This is a genomic window from Rugamonas violacea (assembly GCF_016461825.1).
Classification (GTDB): domain Bacteria; phylum Pseudomonadota; class Gammaproteobacteria; order Burkholderiales; family Burkholderiaceae_D; genus Rugamonas.
In genome coordinates, this window is the sequence record NZ_JAEMNU010000040.1 from 40579 (window position 1) to 61569 (window position 20991).

The following is a 20991-nucleotide window of genomic DNA, read 5'->3' on the forward strand; positions in this document are numbered from 1 at the left end:
GCAAGCGCGTTACCGTAAACGCAAAAAACGCTGGCGCGGCGGGCGTCCAGCGTTGCTTAACGCGCTAGCGCATCAGGAATACATCGCCGTCAGCAGGCGCTGCATCTCGGCCACCGGCACGTCCTTCTTGTGCGTCGAAATGGTCCAGGTGTTACCGAACGGGTCCAGCACGCGGCCCTCGCGCGCGCCGAAGAACATGTCGCTCACCGGACTCAGCTCCTTGGCGCCCTCCTTCAAGGCCAGCGCGAAGGTGGCGTCCGAATCGCCCACGTAAATCTGCGCCAACAGTGCCTGTTCCGGCCATCCTTCCATCGTCTCGCCCAGATTGATGCGCGAGTCGCCGATCTGCAGCTCGCAGTGGGCCACCTTGCCGTCCGGCGAGGTCAAACGCAGCACCTCCTCGGCACCGAAGACTTTCTTGTAAAAAGTCACCGCGTCGGCCACGTTTTTTACGATGCTGTTCGGCGTGATGGTGTGCGATCCCTCAGGTTTTCCATGCTTGATCATTTGCTTCTCCTTGGTTGAAAAAGTCATTGCAGGGCTTGCAATGTGACGCATGATGCATATTGAAAGTCGCCACGCGGCCTTATGCCGTATGGCCTTGCGCCGCGCGCCAAGATCTGGCGCGGGCCTCTGCGCCGGCCGACGAGGCACGGTGGCGAAGCTGAAAAATGGCTGGCGATGCGCCTGCGGCATGCCGTCTTGCGGCACTGCCAGGCGTACTTGGCTGGCGGGCGGCGCAACGGCGCGCCGTGCCGCTATGATGCCCCAGTGCGGCGCCGCCGTCGATAGACAAATCGTTGATTACATGCCTTTAAAGCGGTGCTGGAAGCGTTGACTGACCGGCAAGCGCGCCGCATGGCCGCGCAGCTGCAACCAACAGGCTTCGTCGGCGTCGCGCTGCACGGCGGCGATACGTTTGACCGACACCACATAGCCACGGTGGATTTGCCAGAACGTGTTTGGTTCTAGCGCCTCGGCCAACTCCTTGATCGGAGTGCGAATGTGCGCCTCCAGCGCGTCCGTCACCACGCGGGTGTACTTGTGTTCCGAGCAAAAATACACCACGTCGTTCAGGTCGATGAAGTGGATCGCGTTGCCCACAGAGGCCTGCAACCAGGCCGGCGCGACGCGCGCCGGCACCAACTGTTGCAACAGGCGCGCCAGATCCGGTGGCGGCGTGCCCAGCCGGGCGCGCACGCGCTCGATGGCGCGCGCCAGACGCACCGGATCGGTCGGCTTCATCACGTAGTCGAGCGCGCCCTCGTCGAAGGCGGCCAAGGCGTGCTCCTGGTGGGCGGTGACGAATACCACGTGGGTACGCGCGCCGAAGGTGCGTGCCACCTCAAGGCCGCTCAGGCCGGGCATGCGGATGTCGAGGAAGGCGACGTCGGGTTGCACCTCGCGCGCGATCTGCAAGGCCTGATAACCGTCGGCCGCCTCGCCCACCATCTCCGCCTCGGGCCACAGCGCGGCCAGCGACTCGCGCAGTTCGGCCCGCAGTAGCGGTTCGTCGTCGGCGATCAGGATGCGCGGGCGGTAAGTGGTCTGGTTCATGCTGGATCGGTCGTGGTTGTGATGTAGGGGATGGTCAGCTCGGCCTCGGTCCAGCCGTCGGCGCCGATGCGCAAGGCGAAGGCGGCGTCCGCGCCGTACAGGGCGGCCAGGCGCTGGCGTAGGTTGTGCAGTCCAACCCCGCTGCCCAGCACCACGCTCACCAGACCGGCGCCATTGTCGCGCACAGTCAGCCGCAGCCGCGCGCCGTCCAGCAGTGCGAGCAAGCGTACCTCGACGTCGCCGCTGCGCGGCTCGACACCGTGCTGGACGGCGTTCTCCACCAGTGGCATCAGCAGCAACGGCGGCAGTTGGGCGGCGCCCAGCGCGGCCGGACAATCGAGTTCGAAGCGCAGCCGCTCGCCGAAGCGGATCGCCATCAACGCCAGGTAGTGCTGCGCCAATTCGAACTCACGCCCCAGGCTGGACATGGGCCGGCGCAAGTCCGGCAGCGCACTGTGTAGATAAGCGATCAGATGGTCGAGCATTTGCACGGCGCGGGCCGGCTCGTGGCGCGCCAGATAGCGCGTGTTGGCCAGCGTGTTGTAGAGGAAGTGCGGCTCGATCTGCGCTTGCAGCGCCTTCAGGTCGGCCGTCAGCGCCGACTGGGTCAGTTGCGCCAGATGCAGCGCGCGCGCCTGGCTCTGCGCGATCCATAGCGGCAGCGCCAGCGTCAGCAGGCCGAAACCCAGCGCGCTGCTGAACACCTGCGGCAAGGCCATGCCCCGCAACCCCAAGCCGGCCAGCCCGGCACGGTAGCCGGCGGCGCAGAGCAGGCTGCTCAGTGACAGGATCAGGAGCAGCATTGGCCACAGCCAAAACCAGGCGCGCGGACCGCGCAACAGGTATTCCAGCGCCCGCAGCACGCCGGCCGTGATACCCAGCGGCAGCAGCAAGGCGCCGAACAAGGCGGCCCAGGTGTAGGCATGGCGGTGCAGGGACAGCGCCGTCAGCGCCACCACCAGCAGCAGGCTAACGGCCGCCTGCCCGCGCGAGAAACCGGCCACCTCGCGCAGTAGCGCCGCAGGGCCGCTCGGCGCGGCACCGACGCTGCGCGCATGTGGCGTCAATATTCCAATCACAACGAAGGCCGCTGCGCAAGTGGCGCGCGCGGCGGCATCCGGTCGACCGCCACGTCGTCGCCGACGACCTCCAGCGACAGCTCGTCCATCCACACCTCGCCGCTGCCGGAATTGATGACGCCGAACAGCATGCTCTCGGCGTCCGCCGGAACGTCGAGCACCACGCTGCGCGTCTGCCAGGCGACGCTGCCCTTGATCGGCTTGTCTTGGCTGTTGTAGAAAGCAGCCCCTTGGGTGCTCTGGCTATCGGCGCGCATCCATAGGCCGGCCCAGCCGTCCACATCGCGACTCTTGACCTTGGCCTGGAAGCGCACGCGCCGGCCACGGTAATTGTCGGCGCCGATTTGCTGCGTCAGCGAGCCCCAGCTCTTGCCGTCGCCCGCCACATGGCGCAGAAACTTGGCGCCCTTGCCGCTGCTGGTCTCGGTGTAGTCGATGCCGGCCTGGTAGGCGGCGGGCGATTCGCCGGCCAGCATCCAGGTCGAGGGCAGCGTGCCGGTGGCGTTCTCGGCCAAGGCCCACAGCGACGTGGCGGCCAAGGCGGCGGCAATAATGTACATCGGTTTCATGATCTCTCCATAAGCATGACGGGATGTCATGAACGCTACTGTGCCGCAGCCGGCGCGGCGCGGGGCCGCCTTGCGACAAGCGCCGTCAACGGCCGACAAACGCGGCCGCAGGGCGATGGGCGGACAGACCGCGACGGTCGACTGCAGCGGGCCGCAACGCACGCCGGACGCCGTGGACGCGCCGGGTATCGCCGATCCGCTGGCCCAACATTGCGCGGATTATAACGCCCGCCATCGCCGTTGCCGCCGCCGGCTCCATCGCGCCGCCCGCCGGACACATTTGGCGCTGTCCAAAGCGAGCCCGTTTTGCTATAGTCGGCCCGCGCATGGTGACCGCCACCATTCCAAAACCCGTCCTACTTTTATCCCCACGCCACTATGACTACGCCACGCATTTTCGGTACCCCCCTGTCCCCTTCCGCCACCAAGGTCATGCTGCTCGGCTCCGGTGAACTCGGCAAGGAAGTCATCATCGCCCTGCAACGGCTGGGCGTCGAAGTGATCGCCGTCGACCGCTATCCGAACGCGCCCGGCCACCAGGTGGCACACCGCTCCCACGTCATCAACATGGCCGACGGCGCCGCGCTGGCCGCCTTGATCGAACTGGAACAGCCCGACCTGATCGTGCCGGAGATCGAGGCGATCGCCACCGACACCCTGGCCGCGCTGGAGCAGGCCGGCAAGATCACCTGCATCCCGACCGCCCGCGCCGCCCAGCTGACCATGAACCGCGAAGGCATCCGCTGCCTGGCCGCCGAGACGCTGGGCCTGGCCACCTCGCCCTACCGCTTCGCCAGCAGCCTGGCCGAGCTGGAGGCCGCCTGCGCCGAAATCGGCTTCCCCTGCGTGGTCAAGCCGGTGATGTCCTCGTCGGGCAAGGGTCAGTCGAAACTCGACGGTGCCGCCGAAGTCAAGGCCGCCTGGGACCACGCCGCCGCCGGCAGCCGGGTCGACAGCGGCCGCGTCATCGTCGAGGGCTTCATCGACTTCGACTACGAGATCACGCTGCTGACGGTGCGCGCCATCGGCGCCGACGGCACGGTCGAGACGCAGTTCTGCGAGCCGATCGGCCACGTCCAGGTGCAGGGCGACTATGTGGAATCGTGGCAGCCCTGCCGCATGGACCCGCTGGCGCTGCAACGCGCGCGCGACATCGCCGAAAAAGTCACCGGTGACCTGGGCGGCCTGGGCCTGTTCGGCGTCGAGCTGTTCGTCAAGGGCGACATGGTCTGGTTCTCGGAAGTGAGCCCGCGTCCGCACGACACCGGCATGGTCACCATGGCGACCCAGGTGCAAAGCGAGTTCGAGCTGCATGCCAAGGCCATTCTCGGTCTGCCGGTGAACGTGGCGCTGCGCGCGCCGGGCGCCTCGGCGGTGATCTATGGCCAGCACGAGGCGGCCGGTATCGCCTTCGAGGGCGTGGCCGAAGCGCTGCGCGTGCCGGGCAGCGACATCCGCCTGTTCGGCAAACCGGAGTCCTTCGCCCGCCGCCGCATGGGCGTGGCGCTGGCCACCGCCGATGATGTAGAGACGGCGCGCCTGCGCGCCAAGGAAGCGGCGTCCAAGGTCAAGCCGGTGCTGGGCTGACAGCCGGCGCGCCGGCGGCGCACGCAACACCCCGAGGCGTGAAGCTGGGGTCGGACCCCTCGGGGTCCGACCCCGGTTTTGCGTTTGGGGGGCAGCCGGCGTGCCGGCGCGCTAAACCAGGCCCACCTCCCGCCTCACATCTGGCGGAACAGGTCGACGTAATTGCGACTGACCACCAGCTGCTCCGGCCGCCCTTTCAGCTGCACCATCAGCCGACCACGAAAATCGGTCTTGGTGCCGGCCACATGGCGCGCCGCCACGATCACGCTGCGGTGGATCTGCCAGAAGTTGGCTTCGTCGAGCTGCTCGCGCAGTTGGCGCAGCGGCGTGCGGATCAAACTCTCGCCGCCAGCCAGGAAGACGCTGGTGTACTTGTCGTTGCTCTGGAAGTAGATCACCTCCTCGATCGGAATCAATCGCGTCTCCTCGCCGTGGGCGGCGCGTATCCATTGCAGCGGCGCGACGACCGGCGCCGACACCAGCGGCGCGCCCATACTCGCCCCCATACCCACGCCAGCACCTGCGGCGGCGCCAATGCCAGCGTTGGCAGCCGCGCCAGCCGCCCCCCCGCCCGCCACCAACTGCGCGCTAAGCTGCAGCAGCAAGGCTTGCACGGCGTCGATGGCCGGCGCCACCGCCGGCTCGCGCAGCGTTGCCTTCAGCTTGGCCACGGTTTTACCCAAGCGTTCCAGGTTGACCGGCTTGAGCAGGTAGTCGACGGCGGCGTGCTCGAAGGCGTCGACGGCATACTGGTCGTGCGCGGTGACGAAGACGATATGCGGCGGCCGCGCGCCGGCGGCCAAGCGCGCCGCCACGTCCAGGCCACTCAGGCCGGGCATGCTGATGTCGAGGAAGACCACGTCGGGCGCCTCCTCGTCGATCAGGCGCAGCGCGTCGAGACCGTTGGCGGCCTTGGCGACGATCTTCAATTCGGGCCAGACGCCGGCCAGCTGGCTGGCCAAATAGTCCAGCAGGTGCGGCTCGTCGTCGGCGATTATGGCGCGGGGATGGTTGATGATGGCTCCGTGTTCAAAGGCAGCAGCAGACGCACAGTCAGGCCGCAAGGTTGATTTTCCAATAATTGTACCTGAGCGCCGTCGCCATACAAACTGGCCAGCCGGGCGCGGATGTTGCTCAGGCCGACGCCGCCGCCGGGCTTGCTCGACGGTGCGCCCAGACCGGCGCCGGTGTCGCTGACCTGCAGGCACAGCTTGCCGTCGGCGAGCCGCGCGCTGAGCAGCACCTCGCCGCCCTCCACCTTCGGCTCCAGGCCGTGGGCGATGGCATTTTCCACCAGCGGTTGCAACAGCATGGGCGCCAGCGGCGTCTGACGCAGCTCGTCGGCGATGTCGATGCGGTAGCGCAGCCGCTCGCCCATGCGCACCGCCAGCACGTCGAGGTAGGCGGCGACCATGTCGGCCTCGGCGCCCAAGGTGGCCTGCTCGGCGCGGCTGGCGGCCAGGCTGGCGCGCAGATAGTCGATGAAGCGTTCGAGCATGCGCCGCGCCAGCGCCGGTTTCACCTCGATCAGGCTGACCACGTTGGCCAGCGTGTTGTAGAGGAAGTGCGGCTCGATCTGCGCCTGCAGCGCGCGCAGCCTGGCCTCGGCCAGCAGGCGGCCGGTGGCGGCGATCTGCTCGGCCTGGCGCGCCGCCAGCGTTTCGGTGACGATGCGCCGCTCGCCCAGCACCACCACCAGCGCCATGAACAGGGCGACGAAGATGGCGAAGGGCAGCGTGGCGCTCATCATGCTGCTGTCGAGCAAATAGCGCAGCGGGCTTTTGCCACGCAGCAGCGCAAGTCCCAGCGAGACGCCGACCACCACGCAGCAGCTAATCAGCGCGATGTAGTAGACGCGGCGCTGCAGGCCCTTGGCGCGCGACGGCCAGCCGCCCAGCAGGCGGTTGAACAGTTCCTGGCTGCCGTGGATCAGGTAGCCGACGATGTTGGAGATCAACAGCATCGGCCACCAGTAGTAAGAAAACGGCTCGTTATGCGCGGTGAACGCCTTGTTGACCAGCGTCAGCACCAGGGCGATGCAGCAGTTCCACAGGGCGGTGTAGAGCAGATCGCGCAGCGGCGAACTGGGCCAGCGGCGGAACAGCGGCAGCAGATCGAGCGGATGGGTCGATACGTCAGGCTCGGACCGGCTGGATGAAACTGTCATGCGTTGTTGCTCCTCATTGTTACAGGTGTCGAACGGCGCCGCGCCGCGCGGACCGCTCGGGGCCTGCTCGGCGCCGCCGCTCGGGCGGCCAAATTATCATGCAGGCAAGAAGTTGCCATGGAAACAGTGCGGCGCGCGATAGGGCAAACGCGCCAGCGCCAGCGGACCGGCCGCCACGCGGGCCGCGTCGAACACCGTCAACACCGTCTGGCCACGCCGCAGGTCCTGCGCCACGCCGACCAGATAGCCGTCCGTTTCGCTGCGGGCATGGCGGCGCGGCACCAGCACATGCTCCTCGACCTGCCAACCGGCGCCGAAAGCATAGCCGTCGGCCTTGCCGCTGTCGACGTCGACCAGGTTGACGGAATTGAGCATGCGGTCGACGCCGGAGTCCAGCAAACCGGCCACCACCAGCCGGCGGTGGCGCCGCGACACGGCCTGCGGCGCCACGCGGGGGAACTCGCTGTCGCCGAACAAACGCGCCTCGCGCGCCTGGCCGCTGGCGTAGTCCAGCGTGATCTGGGTCAGCGCGCTGCGGCTGGCGTCGCGCGGCGGACGCTGGCCGCGCATCAGGCCGCCCAACTCGCCGAGCATGTCGCCGTCGTGCAGCACGGCGTCGAAGCGGGTGGTCTGGCCATCGTCGAAGGCGTTGCCAAAATGAAACACCATGCGTGCCGGCAGCTCGAACACCTGGCGCAATTGCAGTGTGTTCTTGTCCACCACCACCGCGCGCAGCGCCCTGCCCTGCGGCCCGGCGCCGGCCCAGACATGGCGCTCGGCGAAGCTCAGCGTGGTGTCTGGCAACAGGTCGTAGGGCGGGATCAGGAAAATCAGGTGGCGCGCGCTGACCACGAAATCGTGCACCATGGCCAGCTTGGGCACTTGGATAGTGGCGGTGTTCATCAACTGGCCGCGCGCGTCGAGGCGGTAGACGGCCAGCAGGTCGGCGCCGGGAATGGTGCCGAAATTCCACAGCCCGCCGTCCGGGTCCATCTTGGGATGGGCCGAGAACGGCATCGATTTCAGATCCTCGCGCCAAGTCTTGGTGCCGATGGTGGCCAGGGTGGCCGGGTCGACCTCGGTGGCCGAGCCGCCCTCCCACAGCGCGTACAGGTGGCCGTCCAGCGGCAGCAGGTTGGTGTTGGCGGAGTTCATCGTGTCGTTGTTGTCGAGTGCGCTTCGGCTCACCGAGGTGCCGAAGGACGGATACAGGAACTGGCCGGCGGCGCTTTCCTCGACGAAGCGGCGGGTCTGGACGAATTTGCCGAGGTGGCTGACCTGGCCGTCGCGGATCTGCCAGCGCTGGGCGAAGCCGTCGCCGTCGAACCAGTGGTGGCAACGCTCACCGCCCAGCTCGAAGCGGCCCGGGCCGTTGCGGAACAGCACGCCGTTCAGCTCGCGCGGGATGCGGCCCAGCACGGTCGCGGCGCCGGCCTGGTCGCCGGCCACGTCGGCGTAGACCTGGACGCTGGGGTCGGCGGCCAGCGCGGCGTGGAAGCGCCGCAAGGTGTCGCTGTTGGCCAGCGCGGCGCCGGAGCTGAGTCCGAGGGCGCCCAGACTGGCGCTGCGGGAGAGGAATTGGCGGCGGTTCATCATGGTGATTCCTTGAATGGGGGGATAGCGGGGAGGTGTGTGGTCGGCGTCGGATCAATGCAGGCTGAACCGGATGGCGGCGCCGGCGGCCGGCAGGCTCAAGCGGGCGCTGTCGAAGCTGGGCGGCCCCATGTTGCCGCGCGCGTTGTTGCTGAAGCCGACGCGCTCGGTGGGGATGCCGAAGGCGTTGGCGTCCATCTTGCCGTTGCTGTTCTCGTCGTGGAAAACGGCGATGGCGTAGTCGCCCGGCGGCAAATCCTTGACCACCACGGTGGTACTGCCGGCCACGGGCACGACGACCAGATCGCTGAGCGGCTTGCGCAGGAAGTTGGCGGCGCTGTCGTAGACGGCCACCATCAGCTTGCCGTCGGCCGACTTGACGGCATCGACGACGATGCTCAGGTCGGCCGCGCCGGCCGAGGCGCAGGCCAGCAGCAAGGCGCCGCACAGGGTGGTGGTGGTGATTGCGTTCATGTTCATCTCCTGGTGGGTGGCAGCGCGGATGGCTGCGGCAGGACTGAACTTTAGGACGACGCCGAGCTCAAAAGATGAGGATGCGACGAACTGCGCGCTGGCGGCGCGAGTTGCGGCCGGTCGGCGTGAACGGCGAAGCAACTATTCGTGGCAGGTAGTCATTCATCGGCGGTCGATGACTATACTATTCATCACAACTCTCATTGGGAGCAATATGCCGACCACGACCACGACCACGACCAACACCACCAACACCGCCGCCCCGCCCTGGCTTCTGGTCGCTCCCGAACTGAAGAAAGACGTCGTTTTCTTCGCCACTATTGGCATGCTTTGCGGTTTCATACAATTTTTTGGCTACAACTACGCCAAAAAGTCGGAATTTGGCAGCGAACTGCTGCAAGAGCACATCGCCTTCCATTCATTGATGTTGATGACCATGTTTGTGCTGCTGGGACGGGGCATCCAATTGTGGCGCAGCAAACGCGGCCAGCAACGGAACAGCCCATTCATCGACCACGTCGCCGCCCGGGCGGTCGCTTTTGCCTCAGTGGCGGCCTGCGTGATATTCGGCTTTGCCATCAGCGCCGGTTTGGTCAACGCGATTGGCCCGGCCATCAAATTCGTCCAGGCCGCGCTGTTCTTCGTCGCCATCGCCGAGGCCGTAGCCTCGCCGTTGACGCGAGAAGGCCAGTCCAGGCTGTATTGGCTGGCCTTGGGCATGGTGATTGTCACCCCTTCCAGCTTTTAGAGAACGGGACCACGACGCCGGCCCCGCCCTTCCCGACCGTCTAAGCCAAGCCGCTTACGCCAGCACGTTCTTGCTGAAGCTGTGGGCGGTGTTGCCGAGGTAGTCGCTGAACAGCCCCAACAACTTGTCCAGCGCCGGCGCACTCAGTTCCTCGGCGGCCACCCCGCGCAGCGCGACGACAAAGGCCGCGCAGGCGTCGCGGAACTTGGCCGCCTCCGTCATCAGCGGCTTTCTGTCCTGGTCGACACCCGCCACCGCCGCCAAGTCGCCCAGCACGGCGTCGCTGGAGAGCACTTGCGCGTGGGCCGCATCGATCAGCCCGGTGAGCACGTCGTAGCGCGCGTCGAAAGTCTTGCGGACGTCGGCCAACTGGCTGTATTTCACTCCTTCTGAAACATTGTTGAGCATTTTGCGCACCAATTCCACCGACAGCATGACGGCGGTGACCTCGGGCTTGCTCAGATCAATGTTTTTCAGCTCGGCCTCGCTGGGAATGTAGTCCTTGAACGTGTCGACGATGTTGCGCGCGCGGATGATGTCCTGGGCCGCAATAATCTTCGCCCGGTCGTCGACCACGCCTTTGCGCTCCGCCTCCTTCGCCGTGATGGTGGCGAGCGCTTCGACACGGCGGTTTTTCTCCATCTCCAGCGCGCCGTCGACGCGCTCGGCGATCACCACCTCGCCGAGCTCGCCCAGCTTGGCGTCGAGCGCGCTGGCCACGTCGGCCACCTGCTTGGCGACGGCCGACAGGTCGCGCGCCATGTCGGCGACCACGTGCGCCCTCTCCTCGCTCAGCGCCTGCAGGCTGTCCTTGTCCAGCGCGGGGTCGGCCAGCGCCTCGTCGATTTCTTTGAGCGGCGCGAAGGCGTCGCCGGAATCGGCGTTGCTGATAACGCTTTGCAGACTGGGCAGTTTTTCGCGGAAAATGTTTTCCAGTTGGTTGGCATACATGTCGATCCGCCTCACCTTGTCCTGGAGGATCTCGTACTTGGTCGATTTGAACAGCGCCTTGCAGGCGATGTTTTTGACCGACTGGGTGAAGATCTTGGTGTCCATCGCTGTGTACACGGGTGTTGTTACGGGCAGTGTGGAAATCTTTGCCATGATAAATTTTCCTTCAAACGAATGGGGTGATGAAAAGGGGCCGTGCCGCAGTGGACAACGGCCGGCGCTCAGCTAGGCCTTGTTGGCATACAGTTTCTTGTACTCAAGCAGTCCCTCGTTGAAGGTCTTCACCAACGCCTGGGCGCTGTCCTTGACCTCGCGCCACGGCGCCACCACTTTTTTGAAGGCGACCACGAAGCGGGTCAGGCTCAAACCGTCGTTGATGCTGGTGAATTGCCGCTGCGACTCGTCGATCTGGCTCAGCATGTTCTGCCACATGTATTCCAGATTATTCAAGGCCACCTCCGCGTCGATCATCCTGGTGCCGATGTCGTTGAAGTCGCTCTGCAAGTTTTCTATCGCTTTCTGCAAGGCTTTTTTCTCGTTGACCTGATCCTGCAAAATGCGCACCTGGTCAATCAACTCGTTCTTTTCCTTGCGGGCTTTTTCCGCCTTGTCGCCGAAGATGCCGCCGGTGATGGCCAGGCCGATCAGGCCGCCGGCCGCGCCGGAAAACGCCAGGCCGACATACTTGTCATAGTCCGCCTTGCATTGGGTGATGCGATCGTTTTTTTCCTTGATCTCCTCGTCCAGGCGGGTGATGGTGGCCTTCAAATTGTTCTTTTCCATCAGCGTGTTCTTCTGGTGCACCTGCGGTTCCAGCCCGCTCACCGCGGTCCCGTTCGACAGCATGCCGCCGGCGATTTCGATGCGGAAGTCCGACACCAGCGTCTTCACCTCGGCGGTGTTCACCTGATGGTCGCCGATCTCCTTGCGCATGCTCGCCAGGATTTTTCCCAGCTCCACGCTGACTTCCTTGTCGTCGTTTTCAAAGGTGATGGCGCCGAGCTGGGCATCGGAAATCTGCCCCAACGTGGTCTTGATCTTGCTCATGATCGGCATCTGGTCGATGATGCTGACGATGTCGTCGCCGGTGCTGGTGATGTTCACCGCCGCGATGTCCAGGTCGATGCTCTGCTGCAGCGAGCTTTTCTCGACATTGTCCCAAGCCAGCACGTTGCTGTTGATTTTCTGGAAGAGGTCCTTGATGTCGACCGGTTCCAGACCGGCAATACCGGCATGCGTGTAGCCGACGTAGGTCTCGACGCCGATCTGCGTCACCGGCAGCGACAAGCCTTTCTTGACATACAGCTTGATGTTGATCAGGTCGTCCTTGGTGAAAATCCCGGCGGCGCGCGACACCCCCTCCTGTTGACCCGTCAATATCGATAGCGCCACCTTGGGAATATCGACCGGATCGATTTTCAGATCGACGACGCTTTGAGCTTGTGCCATGTGTGTCTCCTCAAGAGATGTTCAGCAACTCGAAGTACGCCCGCAAGGTCATCGGTATGGGCGCAACGCCGCCTCCGCCTCATCCGGCGGGATCACAGGTATTGGGAATGCCGGGAAACCGGCAAAAAGAGGTGGTCGCACAAGGATTCTAGTCCTGACAATTCGCAATATTCTATTAAATTGTCACAGCCGGAGCATACCGGACCGGCGCGTCGGCACGCCGCGATATCGGGCGCTTGTTGTTGAAATGCGGCACTACTTGACATAGATCAAGGTTTATTCAATTGGCCATTGATAAGCTTTTTATATTCCGTCCCCTGCCGCCAGCAGGGGCCATCCAGCACCTGTCAGCATGCAAGAAAGTTGAATCAAAAATGAATCGCCTGCTCACGCCGCCTCCCGCCGAGACCCACCACAACGGCAGCGCCGCACCCAAGATCGACTGCTCGACCTGCCTGGTCGGCCGCATCTGCCTGCCGGCCAGTCTGACCAGCACCGCCGCCGACTGCCAGATGGTGCAACGACGCATCAAGATCATCCGTGGCGACCATCTGTACCAGCTCGGCGATCTGGTCGGCGAACGCTTCTACGCCGTGCGCTACGGCAGCTTCAAGACCTACCACCTCGATCCGGGCGGCCAGCAGCGCATCGTCGGCTTCCACATCAGCGGCGACCACATGGCGCTCGACACCATGGGCCTGGGCAAGCACCGCTGCGGCGCCATCGCGCTGGAGGACAGCGAGGTCTGCGAGATCTCCTACGATTGCCTGCACGCCCGCCGCGACGCGCTGATCCCGCTGCAGCGCCATTTCTACACCATGCTCAGCAAAGAGATCGCGCGCGAGCAGGACGCCGCCCTGCTGTTGCGCAACACCCGCGCCGAGCAAAGGCTGACCGCCTTCCTGCTCGGCATCTCGCTGCGTTACGCCGCGCGCGGCTACTCCTCGACCAGCTTCCGCCTGCACATGAGCCGGCAAGACATCGCCGACTTCCTCGGCCTGACGCCGGAAAGCGTCAGCCGCCTGCTGTTCGGACTGAAGAGCCAAGGCTTGCTGGAGGTGTCCGGCCGCGCCGTCACCGTACTGGACGCGGCCGGCCTGCAACGCCTGGCCGGCGGCCCGGTCGCCGCCGAAAGCGCCGAGGCGCGTCAGCCACGGCAAAGCGCCGCCGAAGCGGCCTGAGGCCCGTCTTTCCCTTAAGAGCATCTCTAAAAACCGTCATTCCCGCGCAGGCGGGAATCTATACCCCGCATGTCCATTGGCTCAGCATGGGTTCCCGCCTACGCGGCGGTCCCCCGATGCGGAACGACGAATTCAGCTCATTCGATGCACCCTTAACGGAACACCAGCACCGGAATCTGGCTGTGGGTCAGCACCTTCTGCGTTTCGCTGCCCAGCAACAACGCCTTGACGCCCTTGCGGCCGTGCGAGGCCATGCAGATCAGATCGCAATCCTTCTCCTTGGCCACCTTGACGATGGCCGCATAGGGTTCGTTGTCCTGCACGAACAGCGTCTCGCAAGCCACGCCGGCGTCCTGCGCGGCCAAGGCCATGTCGGCCAGGTAGTTGCGCGCGTGCGCCTCGCTGTCGAGCTTGTACTGTTCGCGCGTGTCGACCACCATTTCCGGCTGATAAGCGAAGACGTGGAAATCGGGAATCACGTGCAGGCCGATGATCTTGGCGCCGCTCTCCCTGGCCATTTCGATGCAACGACGCATCATGGCGTTGGCAATCACCGAACCGTCGGTGGGCAGCAGTATGGTCTTGAACATGATGATATTTCCTTGGCAGCAGAGTTGAAAAATCGGTTTGCGTCGGCGCGAACGGCCGCCATACGGCGCGACAGGGTCGCGGCTGCGCAGCCCCACTGTACGGGCGGCCTGTGGGTGAGTCAGCAGGGTCGCTTGACGTGCGTCAAGCGGAGGTGGAATTGAGTGGCGGTGTGCCGATCAAGCGGCTATGGCTTGACGGATCTCAACAACGCTGGCGCGCGGCGCGGCGGCGATGCCGGTCGACAAGGCTTCCAGGCTGGGGCGGTCGAGGATGGCCAGTTCGCGGTTGTCGATGGAAATCCAGCCGGCCTTGCGGAACTTGGACAGCAGGCGGCTGATGCTTTCGATGGTCAGACCGAGGTAATCGCCGATGTCCTCGCGCGACATGCGCAGCTGGAAGTTGCTCGACGAATAGCCGCGCGCCGCGTAACGCGTCGACAGGTTGAGCAGGAACACGGCGAAGCGCTGCTCGGCGCGCATGTTGCCGAGGAAGAGCATGACGTTCTGCTCGCGCATGATCTCCTGGCTCATGATGCGGTGGAAGTGTTGCAGCAACTGGGGCATTTGGCCGAACAACTCTTGCAGACGGGCGAAGGGGATCTCGCACACCTCGCTGTCCTCCAGCGCCACGGCGGAGCAGGCGTGGCGGCCGGCGCCGATGGCGTCCATACCGAGCAGGTCGCCGGCCATCTGGAAGCCGGTGATCTGCTGTTTGCCGTCGGCATTCACCTGCGCCGTCTTGAAATGGCCGAAGCGCACCGCGTACAGGCTGGTGAAGGGCTGGTCCATGCGGTACAGGTTCTCGTCGCGGGACACGCGGCGGCGCCGGCCGATGATCTTGTCGAGACGGCCGACATCGGCCTCGTCCAGACCCAGGGGCAGGCACAGCTTCTTGAAGCTGCACACCGCGCATTTATTCTGGCCGCTCATGGCCGGCTGGGCCGTGGATGCCACCATCTGCATGGTCGTTGTCATATCGCTGCTCCCCTGTGTATTGTGTTGCCAGATGGCGGTGAATCGCCTCTTGCCTATGTACACAGTATCAACGCTGGGGAGCGAATCCGATATCGGGCATCGCCGTCAGTTTCTGTAGGGGAAAACAGGGTAGTTTGTTGTAGGGGAAACCCTACAGGCGGCATTCGTCCATTCAAATGATGCCATTCTCCAGCGCATACCGGGTCAACTCGGCGTTGCTGCCCAGCCCCATCTTCTCCAGGATGCGGGTGCGGTAGGTGGTCACGGTGTTCGGGCTCAAATGCATCAGCTCGCCGATACGCACCAGCGATTCGCCGGCGGCGATCAACTTGAACACCTCCAACTCGCGGTTCGACAGCGACTCGTGGCTGGAGGTGCCGCCGCCGCCGATCAGGCTGGCCAGCTTCTCCAGCAGCGCCGGGCTGACGTGTTTGCCGCCGGCCGCCGCCTTGCGCACCGCCGCCACCAGCACCGCCGTCGGCGCGTCCTTGGTCAGGTAGCCGGCGGCGCCCAGCTTGAGCGCGCGCACCGCGTAGATCTCCTCCGAATAGGTGCTCAGCATCAGCACGGCCAGCTTGGGTTGTTCGGCGCGCAGTTGCTTGAGCAGCTCCAGGCCGTTCTTGCCGGGCATGGTGATGTCGATCAGGGCCACGTCGAACACCTGTTCGCCGACCCGCTCGATGGCCTCGACGGCGTTGGACGCCTCGCCCATCACGCAAATATCGTCGGCGGCACTGAGCATCAGGCGCACGCCGTTGCGGGCGATGGCGTGGTCGTCGACCAGCAGCACGCGGATCGGCTTAACTTCCATTGTTTTCTTCCTCCAGGGGCAGGCGCAGGCGCAGGGTGGTGCCCTGCCCGGCCTTGCCGTGTATGTTCAATTCGCCGTCGAAATGACGGCTGCGTTCGTGCATGCCGAGTATGCCCCAGGACTCGCGGTTGAGCAGACGCTCGGCTTCGATGCCCTTGCCGTCGTCGTCGATCACCACCTCCAACGCGCCGGCCACGCGGCGCACGCTCAGGCTGACCTGGCTGGCCTCGGCGTGCCGCACGACGTTGGTCAGCGCCTCCTGGACGATGCGGAACAGCATGGTGCTGCGCTCCGCGCCCAGTTCCAGCGCGGCGGCGGCGGCGTCGATGTGGCAGCTGCAGTGCAGGCCGGCGCGCTGACCGACTTGTTCGACATACCATTCCAGCGCCGCCCACACGCCCAGTTGGTCGAGCACGCTGGGGCGCAGGTCGGTGATGACCCGGCGCACCGTGCCGATGGCGTCCTGCGCCAGCCCGGCGGCGTCGGCCAGCAGCGGCTCGGCCGGCCGGCCGGCTGCCTCGGCCCGCTCGATGGCCACCGTGATGTAGGCCTTGATGCCGGTCAGCAGGCCGCCCAGCTCGTCGTGGATCTCCTGGGCGATGCGTTTGCGCTCACCCTCCTTGATGCTCTCCTGGTGCGCCGCCAGGCGGCGCAGCTCGTGCTGCGACTGCAGCAGCGCCCGCTCGGCCAGCTTGTTGGGGGTGATGTCGATCAGGATGCCCTGCATGAACAGCGGCACGCCGGCGTCGTCGCGCACCACCTCGGCCTCGTCGCGGAACCAGTGCTCGGCGCCGTCGCGCGCGTACAAGCGGTACTCCTGGCGCAGCGCCGTGCCGGCGTAGCGGCTGGCGCCGATCGCCCGCAGCGCGGCGAGCCGCTCGTCCGGATGCATGCGGCTGGCGTGCAGGCCGGGCGTGCCCAGCCATTCGGCCGGCGTGTAACCCAGGGTCTGGATCTGCGGGCTGATGTAGCGCATGGTCTCGGCCGCGTCGAGCTCGGCGATGTAGGTGATCGCCTGGATCTGCTCGACCAGGGTGCGGAACTTGGCTTCGACCTGGCGCTTGTCGTCGAGCAGGCGCTGCTCGCGCAGCATGCGGTCGATGGCCTGCGGCAGGAAGCGCAGATAGTGGCCGTCGACGTCCTTGACCAGGTAGTCGCGCGCGCCACGGCGCATCGACTCGGCGGCCACGGCGGCGCTGTCGGCGCCGGTCAGCATCATCACCGGGATGGCCGTCGCCACCGGGTCGGCGCCGATGCGGGCGAGGAATTCGAGGCCGGTCAAATCGGGCAGGTGGTAGTCGAGCAGGATGCAGTCGGGCCGCTCGCTGTGCGCCAGCGCCAGGCCCTGCTGGCCGCTCTCGGTCTCCAGCAGCACGAAGTCGTGCTCCTTGTCTGCGGCGAAGGCGCGCCGGCAGGCGAGGCGGTCGACCACGTCGTCCTCGACGATCAAGACGCGGATCAGGTGCTTGTCCATGGCGTTCAGGGCATCTCGCTGAGGGTCCAGTACAGGTCGATCGAGCGCATCATCTCGACGAAGCGGCGGTAGTCGACCGGCTTGGCCATGTAGCCGGCCACGCCCAGGTTGAAGCTGCTCACCTTGTCCTGCTGCTCCTCCGAGGTGGTCAGCACGATCACCGGAATGCGGCGCAGCTCGGGATCGGCCTTGACCAGCTGGAGGAACTCGATGCCGTTCATGACCGGCATGTTCAGGTCGAGCAGGATGATGCAGGGGCGTTCCACGCCGGGCGCGCGCAAGTGCTCCAGCGCCGCCTCGCCGTTCTCCATGTTGACCACCGGGTTGCCGACGTGGATCTCCTTGAGCGCGCGCAGGATGGTCATCACGTCGACGCGGTCGTCCTCGACCAACAGGATAGGTTTGCTGCTGTTTTTCATGCGGGTGTCCTTATTTCGCGGCCGCCGACGGCGCCGCCTTGGGTAGCGTGAACCAGAAGGTGCTGCCTTGGCCGACCACCGATTCGACGCCGCACTGGCCGTGGTACATCTCGACGATTTTTTTGACCAGCGCCAGGCCGACGCCGGTGCTCTCGATGCGGTCGCGCGAGGCCAGCGTCTGGAACAGCTGGAAGATGCGTTCGAAGTGGCGCGTCTCGATGCCGGGGCCGTTGTCGCTGACCGTGAAGCGCCAGTCGGCGCCGGCGTCGGCGCAGGCCACGTCAATCTGGCCGTCGGCCTTGTCCATGTATTTGATGGCGTTCGAAATCAGATTGTGGAACACCTGCTGGACCCGGGTCGGTTCCAGCACCACGGTGGGCAGGCCGGGCGCCACCGTCACGCGCACGCCGGCCGGCGCCGCCAGCAGGTCGACCACGTCGGCCAGCAGCTTGTTCAAGTCGACCGGCAGCAGCGCCTCCTTGACGCGGCCGACGCGCGAGTACTGCAGGATGCCGTCGATCAGCGCGCCCATGCGGTGCACGCGGTTGACCAGCAGCCGCATGTGCTCCTTGCCCTCGTCGTTGAAATGCTCGGCGTAGTCGGTGGCCAGCCAGTCGGCCAGCGAGCCGATGCCGCGCAGCGGCGCCTTCAGGTCGTGCGAGACGACGTAGGCGAAGTTGGTCAGCTCCTCGTTGGCGCTGCTGATCTCCTGCATCAGCGCGCGGTTGTGCTGCTCGGCGAGCTTGCGCGCGGTGATGTCGCGCACCATGCCGGTGAACATGCGCCGGCTGCCCAGCTTCATCTCGGTCACCGTCAAGTCCATCGGGAACACCGTGCCGTCGCGGCGCAGACCCTCGACCTCGCGCCCGGTGCCGATGATCTTCTTCTCGCCGGTGTCCAGATAGTGCGCCAGATAGCCGTCGTGTTGGGCGCGGTGCGGCGCCGGCATCAGGATCGCGACGTTGCGCCCGGCCGCCTCGGCCTCGCTGTAGCCGAACAGCGCCTGCGCGGCGGGGTTGAGGCGCTCCATGATGCCGCGCTCGTCGATGGTGATGATCGCGTCGACCGCCGTCTCGAAGATGGCGCGCATGCGCGCCTCGCTCTCCTGCAGCGCCGCCTCGGCCTGCTTGCGGCTGGTGATGTCGTGGATGGTGGCCAGCACCAGCGGCTGCGCCTGCGAGCTTTGCAGCGGCGACAGGCTGACCTCGACGGGGAACTCGCGGCCGTCGCGGTGCAGCGCCATCAACTCGGCGCCGCCGCCCATGGCGCGCGGCCGCGGCTGGCTGAAGAAGTCGGCGCGCTGGCCGACGTGGGCGTGGCGCAGGCGTGCCGGCACCAGCATTTCGATGGTCTGGCCGAGCATCCCGGCGCGGTCGAAACCGAACAGTTTTTCCAGCGCCGGGTTGACCAGCACGATCTTGCCCTCGTGGTCGATAATCAGCATGGCGTCGGTGGCCGACGTCAGCAACCATTCCAGGCTCTGTCCTTCAAATACCAAATTCTTCAAGGGGATAATCCTGACGGCGTGCCGTTTCAATGGGAGCAACATGGAAGCAAAGGCCAGTTTAACGTATTCAAGCTGTTATGACAAAAGTCAAACGGCGGTGGAGGCGGCGAGTCTTTTGTCGAAATTTTTGACCTAGATCAAATGCACCTACTGACTCAAGCTGTCTTCACAGTTACATTGCAATCAAAGCACTGCCAAGTACGGCCAAGCAAACCGCCGGTCGAGTCCGCCCTCCCTACGCATCCGCGCGCCAACGGCCCGCTAACCAGGAAACACCATGTCAACTCCCGCCCGCCACTCCATCGTCAACGCGCCGCTGAGCCGCCGGGAACAGGCGGCATGACGCCATTCGCCAAGCAATTGCTCGACGAGTTCGGCGAGCAATTGCGCGCGCAGCGCCTGCGACTGATCGCCAACTTGCGCGAGCGCATGCACCAGGGCGACGATCCGCAGCATCTGGCGCTGGCCAACTTCTTTGAAAACGGCGGCGAGCAGGCCGAGGCGACAATGGAGAACGACGCCAACCTGGCCCAGCTGAGCCATGAGCTGGCCGAGCTGCGCAGCGTCGACGCGGCGCTGGGCCGCATCGCCGGCGGCACCTACGGCAGTTGCGTCAACTGCGGCGCCTTGATCGGCAGCGAGCGGCTGCGCGCCCAGCCGGACGCGCGCATGTGCCTGGCCTGCCAGGAGGAGGCGGAGCAACATCCGAACCGCCAGCGCGTCAGGCCGCACTGAGGAGCGCGGGGCGGGGGGGCGCCGCCGATCAGGCGGCGGCCAGGTTCAAGGCCATCGCCAGCGCCGCATCCTGGGTCGACAGGTGGACCTGGAACCATAGCGGCAGCAGGCCCAAGGCCTCGCGCGCGGCGGCACGGTCGCCCGGAGCGACGGCGTGCAGCGCGCCGAGCACGCGGGCGTGCTGCTCGCGATGGCTCTTGATGACTGGATAGTCGATGCTCTCCATCAAGTCCTCCTCTTCGCGGAAGTCGCGTTCCAGATGCTTGACCAACAGCACGAAACCATCGTCGAGCGCGTCGTCGTCGGCATCGCCCAGATGCAACATCTGCGCCATCAACGCCTGGTGCGCCAAGTCGAGCGATTCGACTCCCAGCGCCATTTCCGGCGACCATTTCATCTGTTTCATATTGCCTCCTGCTGAGTAATGAATTCTTGCCGCGCAACGCGCATGCCCATTCCACTTTGAGCGCCTCGCCAAGCAAAGTCAGTAGCTTCGATTGACCTAGATCAAGTGGATCGGTAAAACAGCATTGCGCATGCTCAACCCAACAAAACATTTATATTAAATATTGCTTTAAAGCGTGACATCGCTTACCATCGGCTGTTCGAGGCCACCACCAGCCGCCTGTTCGCGCCCGAACTGGCGGCCGAACTCATGCCGGTGGCACGACGCATCGGCGGCAGCCTGCCACACGGTTTTTCGGCGAGGTCGAAGTCGCCTGAGTCCAGCTTCATCCAGCTTCATCCAGCTTCAACTACCGGAGTCGCCATGAAAACCCTGCCCGCCCACGTCAGCCATTACAAAAGCAGCCCCGAGTTCACCGAGACCAGCACGCCGGCCGCGCTGCAAAAAGGCCATACCACGGCCGCCGGCGTCTGGGGCCGCATCACCATCCTCGAAGGCAGCCTGCGCTACCACATCAGCGAACCCGAGCCGGAGGAGCTGCTGCTGACGCCCGAGCGGTTCGGCGTGGTCGAGCCGCAAATGCGCCACGAGGTCGAATTGGTCGGCCCGGTGCGCTTCCGTGTTGACTTTCATAAATAGCAACGTTAGTTTCTTCTATGTAATTATGATGTCACAAATGGCAGGTATGCTGGGTGTACTTTCGAAGTCCCCACACCTTG

At 65.2% G+C, this 20991-nt stretch carries 22 protein-coding genes; 5 read left to right on the plus strand and 17 right to left on the minus strand.

Annotation, left to right across the window (positions count from 1 at the left end; all coding sequences use genetic code 11):
• Positions 1-72: 72 nt before the first annotated feature.
• The 4 genes from H7U20_RS09580 to H7U20_RS09595 form a co-directional block, all read right to left on the minus strand.
• Complete coding sequence (locus H7U20_RS09580; RefSeq protein ID WP_199758931.1) at positions 73-507, minus strand: VOC family protein; 435 nt, start codon at positions 505-507, stop codon at positions 73-75.
• A 297-nt stretch (positions 508-804) separates the two neighbouring features.
• The gene (locus tag H7U20_RS09585; RefSeq protein ID WP_199758932.1) at positions 805-1557 is read right to left on the minus strand and encodes a LytR/AlgR family response regulator transcription factor; all 753 of its coding nucleotides are present in this window, start codon (positions 1555-1557) and stop codon (positions 805-807) included.
• Complete coding sequence (locus H7U20_RS09590; RefSeq protein ID WP_199758933.1) at positions 1554-2624, minus strand: sensor histidine kinase; 1071 nt, start codon at positions 2622-2624, stop codon at positions 1554-1556. The genes H7U20_RS09585 and H7U20_RS09590 overlap by 4 nt, the downstream gene beginning before the upstream one ends.
• A gap of 8 nt (positions 2625-2632) precedes the next feature.
• Positions 2633-3205 carry a transcriptional regulator gene (locus H7U20_RS09595; protein ID WP_199758934.1) on the minus strand — a complete coding sequence of 191 codons (573 nt, stop codon included), beginning with the start codon at positions 3203-3205 and terminating at the stop codon, positions 2633-2635.
• 378 nt (positions 3206-3583) lie between these two features.
• Between H7U20_RS09595 and purT the strand changes: the two genes are divergently transcribed.
• Entirely contained in the window at positions 3584-4792 is a 1209-nt protein-coding gene (gene purT, locus H7U20_RS09600) for a formate-dependent phosphoribosylglycinamide formyltransferase (RefSeq protein ID WP_199758935.1), read from the plus strand.
• 134 nt (positions 4793-4926) lie between these two features.
• Here purT and H7U20_RS09605 read toward each other — a convergent pair whose 3' ends face one another.
• The 4 genes from H7U20_RS09605 to H7U20_RS09620 all read right to left on the minus strand — a co-directional run bounded on the left by H7U20_RS09605 (position 4927) and on the right by H7U20_RS09620 (position 9026).
• On the minus strand, positions 4927-5856 hold the full coding sequence (locus H7U20_RS09605; protein WP_370593114.1) for a LytR/AlgR family response regulator transcription factor: 930 nt from the start codon (positions 5854-5856) through the stop codon (positions 4927-4929).
• The gene (locus H7U20_RS09610; protein ID WP_199758936.1) at positions 5787-6959 is read right to left on the minus strand and encodes a sensor histidine kinase; all 1173 of its coding nucleotides are present in this window, start codon (positions 6957-6959) and stop codon (positions 5787-5789) included. The genes H7U20_RS09605 and H7U20_RS09610 overlap by 70 nt, the downstream gene beginning before the upstream one ends.
• Positions 6960-7055: 96 nt before the next feature.
• The gene (locus H7U20_RS09615; protein WP_199758937.1) at positions 7056-8555 is read right to left on the minus strand and encodes a carotenoid oxygenase family protein; all 1500 of its coding nucleotides are present in this window, start codon (positions 8553-8555) and stop codon (positions 7056-7058) included.
• Positions 8556-8606: 51 nt separating this feature from the next.
• Positions 8607-9026, minus strand: a complete 420-nt coding sequence (locus H7U20_RS09620; protein ID WP_199758938.1) for a DUF2141 domain-containing protein — start codon at positions 9024-9026, stop codon at positions 8607-8609.
• Between H7U20_RS09620 and H7U20_RS09625 the strand changes: the two genes are divergently transcribed.
• Entirely contained in the window at positions 9025-9774 is a 750-nt protein-coding gene (locus tag H7U20_RS09625) for a hypothetical protein (RefSeq protein ID WP_199758939.1), read from the plus strand. The genes H7U20_RS09620 and H7U20_RS09625 overlap by 2 nt on opposite strands.
• Positions 9775-9828: 54 nt before the next feature.
• On the opposite strand, the gene H7U20_RS09630 is transcribed toward H7U20_RS09625, so the two are convergent.
• Together H7U20_RS09630 and H7U20_RS09635 are read right to left on the minus strand one after the other, a co-directional pair.
• The gene (locus tag H7U20_RS09630) at positions 9829-10878 is read right to left on the minus strand and encodes an alpha-xenorhabdolysin family binary toxin subunit B (RefSeq protein WP_199758940.1); all 1050 of its coding nucleotides are present in this window, start codon (positions 10876-10878) and stop codon (positions 9829-9831) included.
• Positions 10879-10950: 72 nt separating this feature from the next.
• Positions 10951-12174 (minus strand): alpha-xenorhabdolysin family binary toxin subunit A, encoded by a 1224-nt coding sequence (locus H7U20_RS09635; RefSeq protein ID WP_199758941.1) that lies wholly within the window; start codon positions 12172-12174, stop codon positions 10951-10953.
• A gap of 374 nt (positions 12175-12548) precedes the next feature.
• Here H7U20_RS09635 and H7U20_RS09640 point away from each other — a divergent pair, with 374 nt between their 5' ends.
• On the plus strand, positions 12549-13355 hold the full coding sequence (locus H7U20_RS09640) for a helix-turn-helix domain-containing protein (protein WP_199758942.1): 807 nt from the start codon (positions 12549-12551) through the stop codon (positions 13353-13355).
• Positions 13356-13507: 152 nt separating this feature from the next.
• Here H7U20_RS09640 and H7U20_RS09645 read toward each other — a convergent pair whose 3' ends face one another.
• The 6 genes from H7U20_RS09645 to H7U20_RS09670 all read right to left on the minus strand — a co-directional run bounded on the left by H7U20_RS09645 (position 13508) and on the right by H7U20_RS09670 (position 19131).
• Entirely contained in the window at positions 13508-13945 is a 438-nt protein-coding gene (locus H7U20_RS09645) for a universal stress protein (RefSeq protein ID WP_199758943.1), read from the minus strand.
• Between the two features lie 177 nt (positions 13946-14122).
• A complete protein-coding gene (gene fnr / locus H7U20_RS09650; RefSeq protein ID WP_199758944.1) occupies positions 14123-14920 on the minus strand; it encodes a fumarate/nitrate reduction transcriptional regulator Fnr in 798 nt (265 codons plus the stop codon).
• A gap of 172 nt (positions 14921-15092) precedes the next feature.
• Positions 15093-15731, minus strand: coding sequence for a response regulator (locus tag H7U20_RS09655; RefSeq protein WP_199758945.1), 639 nt, complete (start codon positions 15729-15731; stop codon positions 15093-15095).
• Positions 15721-17205, minus strand: a complete 1485-nt coding sequence (locus tag H7U20_RS09660) for a response regulator (protein WP_199758946.1) — start codon at positions 17203-17205, stop codon at positions 15721-15723. Before H7U20_RS09660 ends, H7U20_RS09655 begins: the two co-directional genes overlap by 11 nt.
• 5 nt (positions 17206-17210) lie before the next feature.
• Complete coding sequence (locus tag H7U20_RS09665) at positions 17211-17624, minus strand: response regulator (protein WP_199758947.1); 414 nt, start codon at positions 17622-17624, stop codon at positions 17211-17213.
• Positions 17625-17634: 10 nt separating this feature from the next.
• Positions 17635-19131: a sensor histidine kinase gene (locus tag H7U20_RS09670; protein WP_233410618.1), complete on the minus strand. Its 1497-nt coding sequence runs from the start codon at positions 19129-19131 to the stop codon at positions 17635-17637.
• 339 nt (positions 19132-19470) lie between these two features.
• Between H7U20_RS09670 and H7U20_RS09675 the strand changes: the two genes are divergently transcribed.
• Complete coding sequence (locus H7U20_RS09675; RefSeq protein WP_199758949.1) at positions 19471-19866, plus strand: TraR/DksA family transcriptional regulator; 396 nt, start codon at positions 19471-19473, stop codon at positions 19864-19866.
• A 28-nt stretch (positions 19867-19894) separates the two neighbouring features.
• On the opposite strand, the gene H7U20_RS09680 is transcribed toward H7U20_RS09675, so the two are convergent.
• Positions 19895-20272 (minus strand): bacteriohemerythrin, encoded by a 378-nt coding sequence (locus H7U20_RS09680; RefSeq protein ID WP_199758950.1) that lies wholly within the window; start codon positions 20270-20272, stop codon positions 19895-19897.
• A 363-nt stretch (positions 20273-20635) separates the two neighbouring features.
• On the opposite strand from H7U20_RS09680, the gene H7U20_RS09690 reads away from it, so the two are divergent.
• The gene (locus tag H7U20_RS09690; RefSeq protein ID WP_199758952.1) at positions 20636-20911 is read left to right on the plus strand and encodes a DUF1971 domain-containing protein; all 276 of its coding nucleotides are present in this window, start codon (positions 20636-20638) and stop codon (positions 20909-20911) included.
• The last annotated feature ends 80 nt before the right edge of the window (positions 20912-20991 follow it).

What these genes read in the sequence shown, in the direction of transcription:
- H7U20_RS09580 (WP_199758931.1), bottom strand. Translation starts at nt 507, where the DNA reads ATGATCAAGCATGGAAAACCTGAGGGATCGCACACCATCACGCCGAAC.
- H7U20_RS09585 (WP_199758932.1), bottom strand. Translation starts at nt 1,557, where the DNA reads ATGAACCAGACCACTTACCGCCCGCGCATCCTGATCGCCGACGACGAA.
- H7U20_RS09595 (WP_199758934.1), bottom strand. Translation starts at nt 3,205, where the DNA reads ATGAAACCGATGTACATTATTGCCGCCGCCTTGGCCGCCACGTCGCTG.
- purT (WP_199758935.1), top strand. Translation starts at nt 3,584, where the DNA reads ATGACTACGCCACGCATTTTCGGTACCCCCCTGTCCCCTTCCGCCACC.
- H7U20_RS09610 (WP_199758936.1), bottom strand. Translation starts at nt 6,959, where the DNA reads ATGACAGTTTCATCCAGCCGGTCCGAGCCTGACGTATCGACCCATCCG.
- H7U20_RS09615 (WP_199758937.1), bottom strand. Translation starts at nt 8,555, where the DNA reads ATGATGAACCGCCGCCAATTCCTCTCCCGCAGCGCCAGTCTGGGCGCC.
- H7U20_RS09625 (WP_199758939.1), top strand. Translation starts at nt 9,025, where the DNA reads ATGTTCATCTCCTGGTGGGTGGCAGCGCGGATGGCTGCGGCAGGACTG.
- H7U20_RS09620 (WP_199758938.1), bottom strand. Translation starts at nt 9,026, where the DNA reads ATGAACGCAATCACCACCACCACCCTGTGCGGCGCCTTGCTGCTGGCC.
- H7U20_RS09630 (WP_199758940.1), bottom strand. Translation starts at nt 10,878, where the DNA reads ATGGCAAAGATTTCCACACTGCCCGTAACAACACCCGTGTACACAGCG.
- H7U20_RS09635 (WP_199758941.1), bottom strand. Translation starts at nt 12,174, where the DNA reads ATGGCACAAGCTCAAAGCGTCGTCGATCTGAAAATCGATCCGGTCGAT.
- H7U20_RS09640 (WP_199758942.1), top strand. Translation starts at nt 12,549, where the DNA reads ATGAATCGCCTGCTCACGCCGCCTCCCGCCGAGACCCACCACAACGGC.
- H7U20_RS09645 (WP_199758943.1), bottom strand. Translation starts at nt 13,945, where the DNA reads ATGTTCAAGACCATACTGCTGCCCACCGACGGTTCGGTGATTGCCAAC.
- fnr (WP_199758944.1), bottom strand. Translation starts at nt 14,920, where the DNA reads ATGACAACGACCATGCAGATGGTGGCATCCACGGCCCAGCCGGCCATG.
- H7U20_RS09655 (WP_199758945.1), bottom strand. Translation starts at nt 15,731, where the DNA reads ATGGAAGTTAAGCCGATCCGCGTGCTGCTGGTCGACGACCACGCCATC.
- H7U20_RS09660 (WP_199758946.1), bottom strand. Translation starts at nt 17,205, where the DNA reads ATGGACAAGCACCTGATCCGCGTCTTGATCGTCGAGGACGACGTGGTC.
- H7U20_RS09665 (WP_199758947.1), bottom strand. Translation starts at nt 17,624, where the DNA reads ATGAAAAACAGCAGCAAACCTATCCTGTTGGTCGAGGACGACCGCGTC.
- H7U20_RS09675 (WP_199758949.1), top strand. Translation starts at nt 19,471, where the DNA reads ATGACGCCATTCGCCAAGCAATTGCTCGACGAGTTCGGCGAGCAATTG.
- H7U20_RS09680 (WP_199758950.1), bottom strand. Translation starts at nt 20,272, where the DNA reads ATGAAACAGATGAAATGGTCGCCGGAAATGGCGCTGGGAGTCGAATCG.
- H7U20_RS09690 (WP_199758952.1), top strand. Translation starts at nt 20,636, where the DNA reads ATGAAAACCCTGCCCGCCCACGTCAGCCATTACAAAAGCAGCCCCGAG.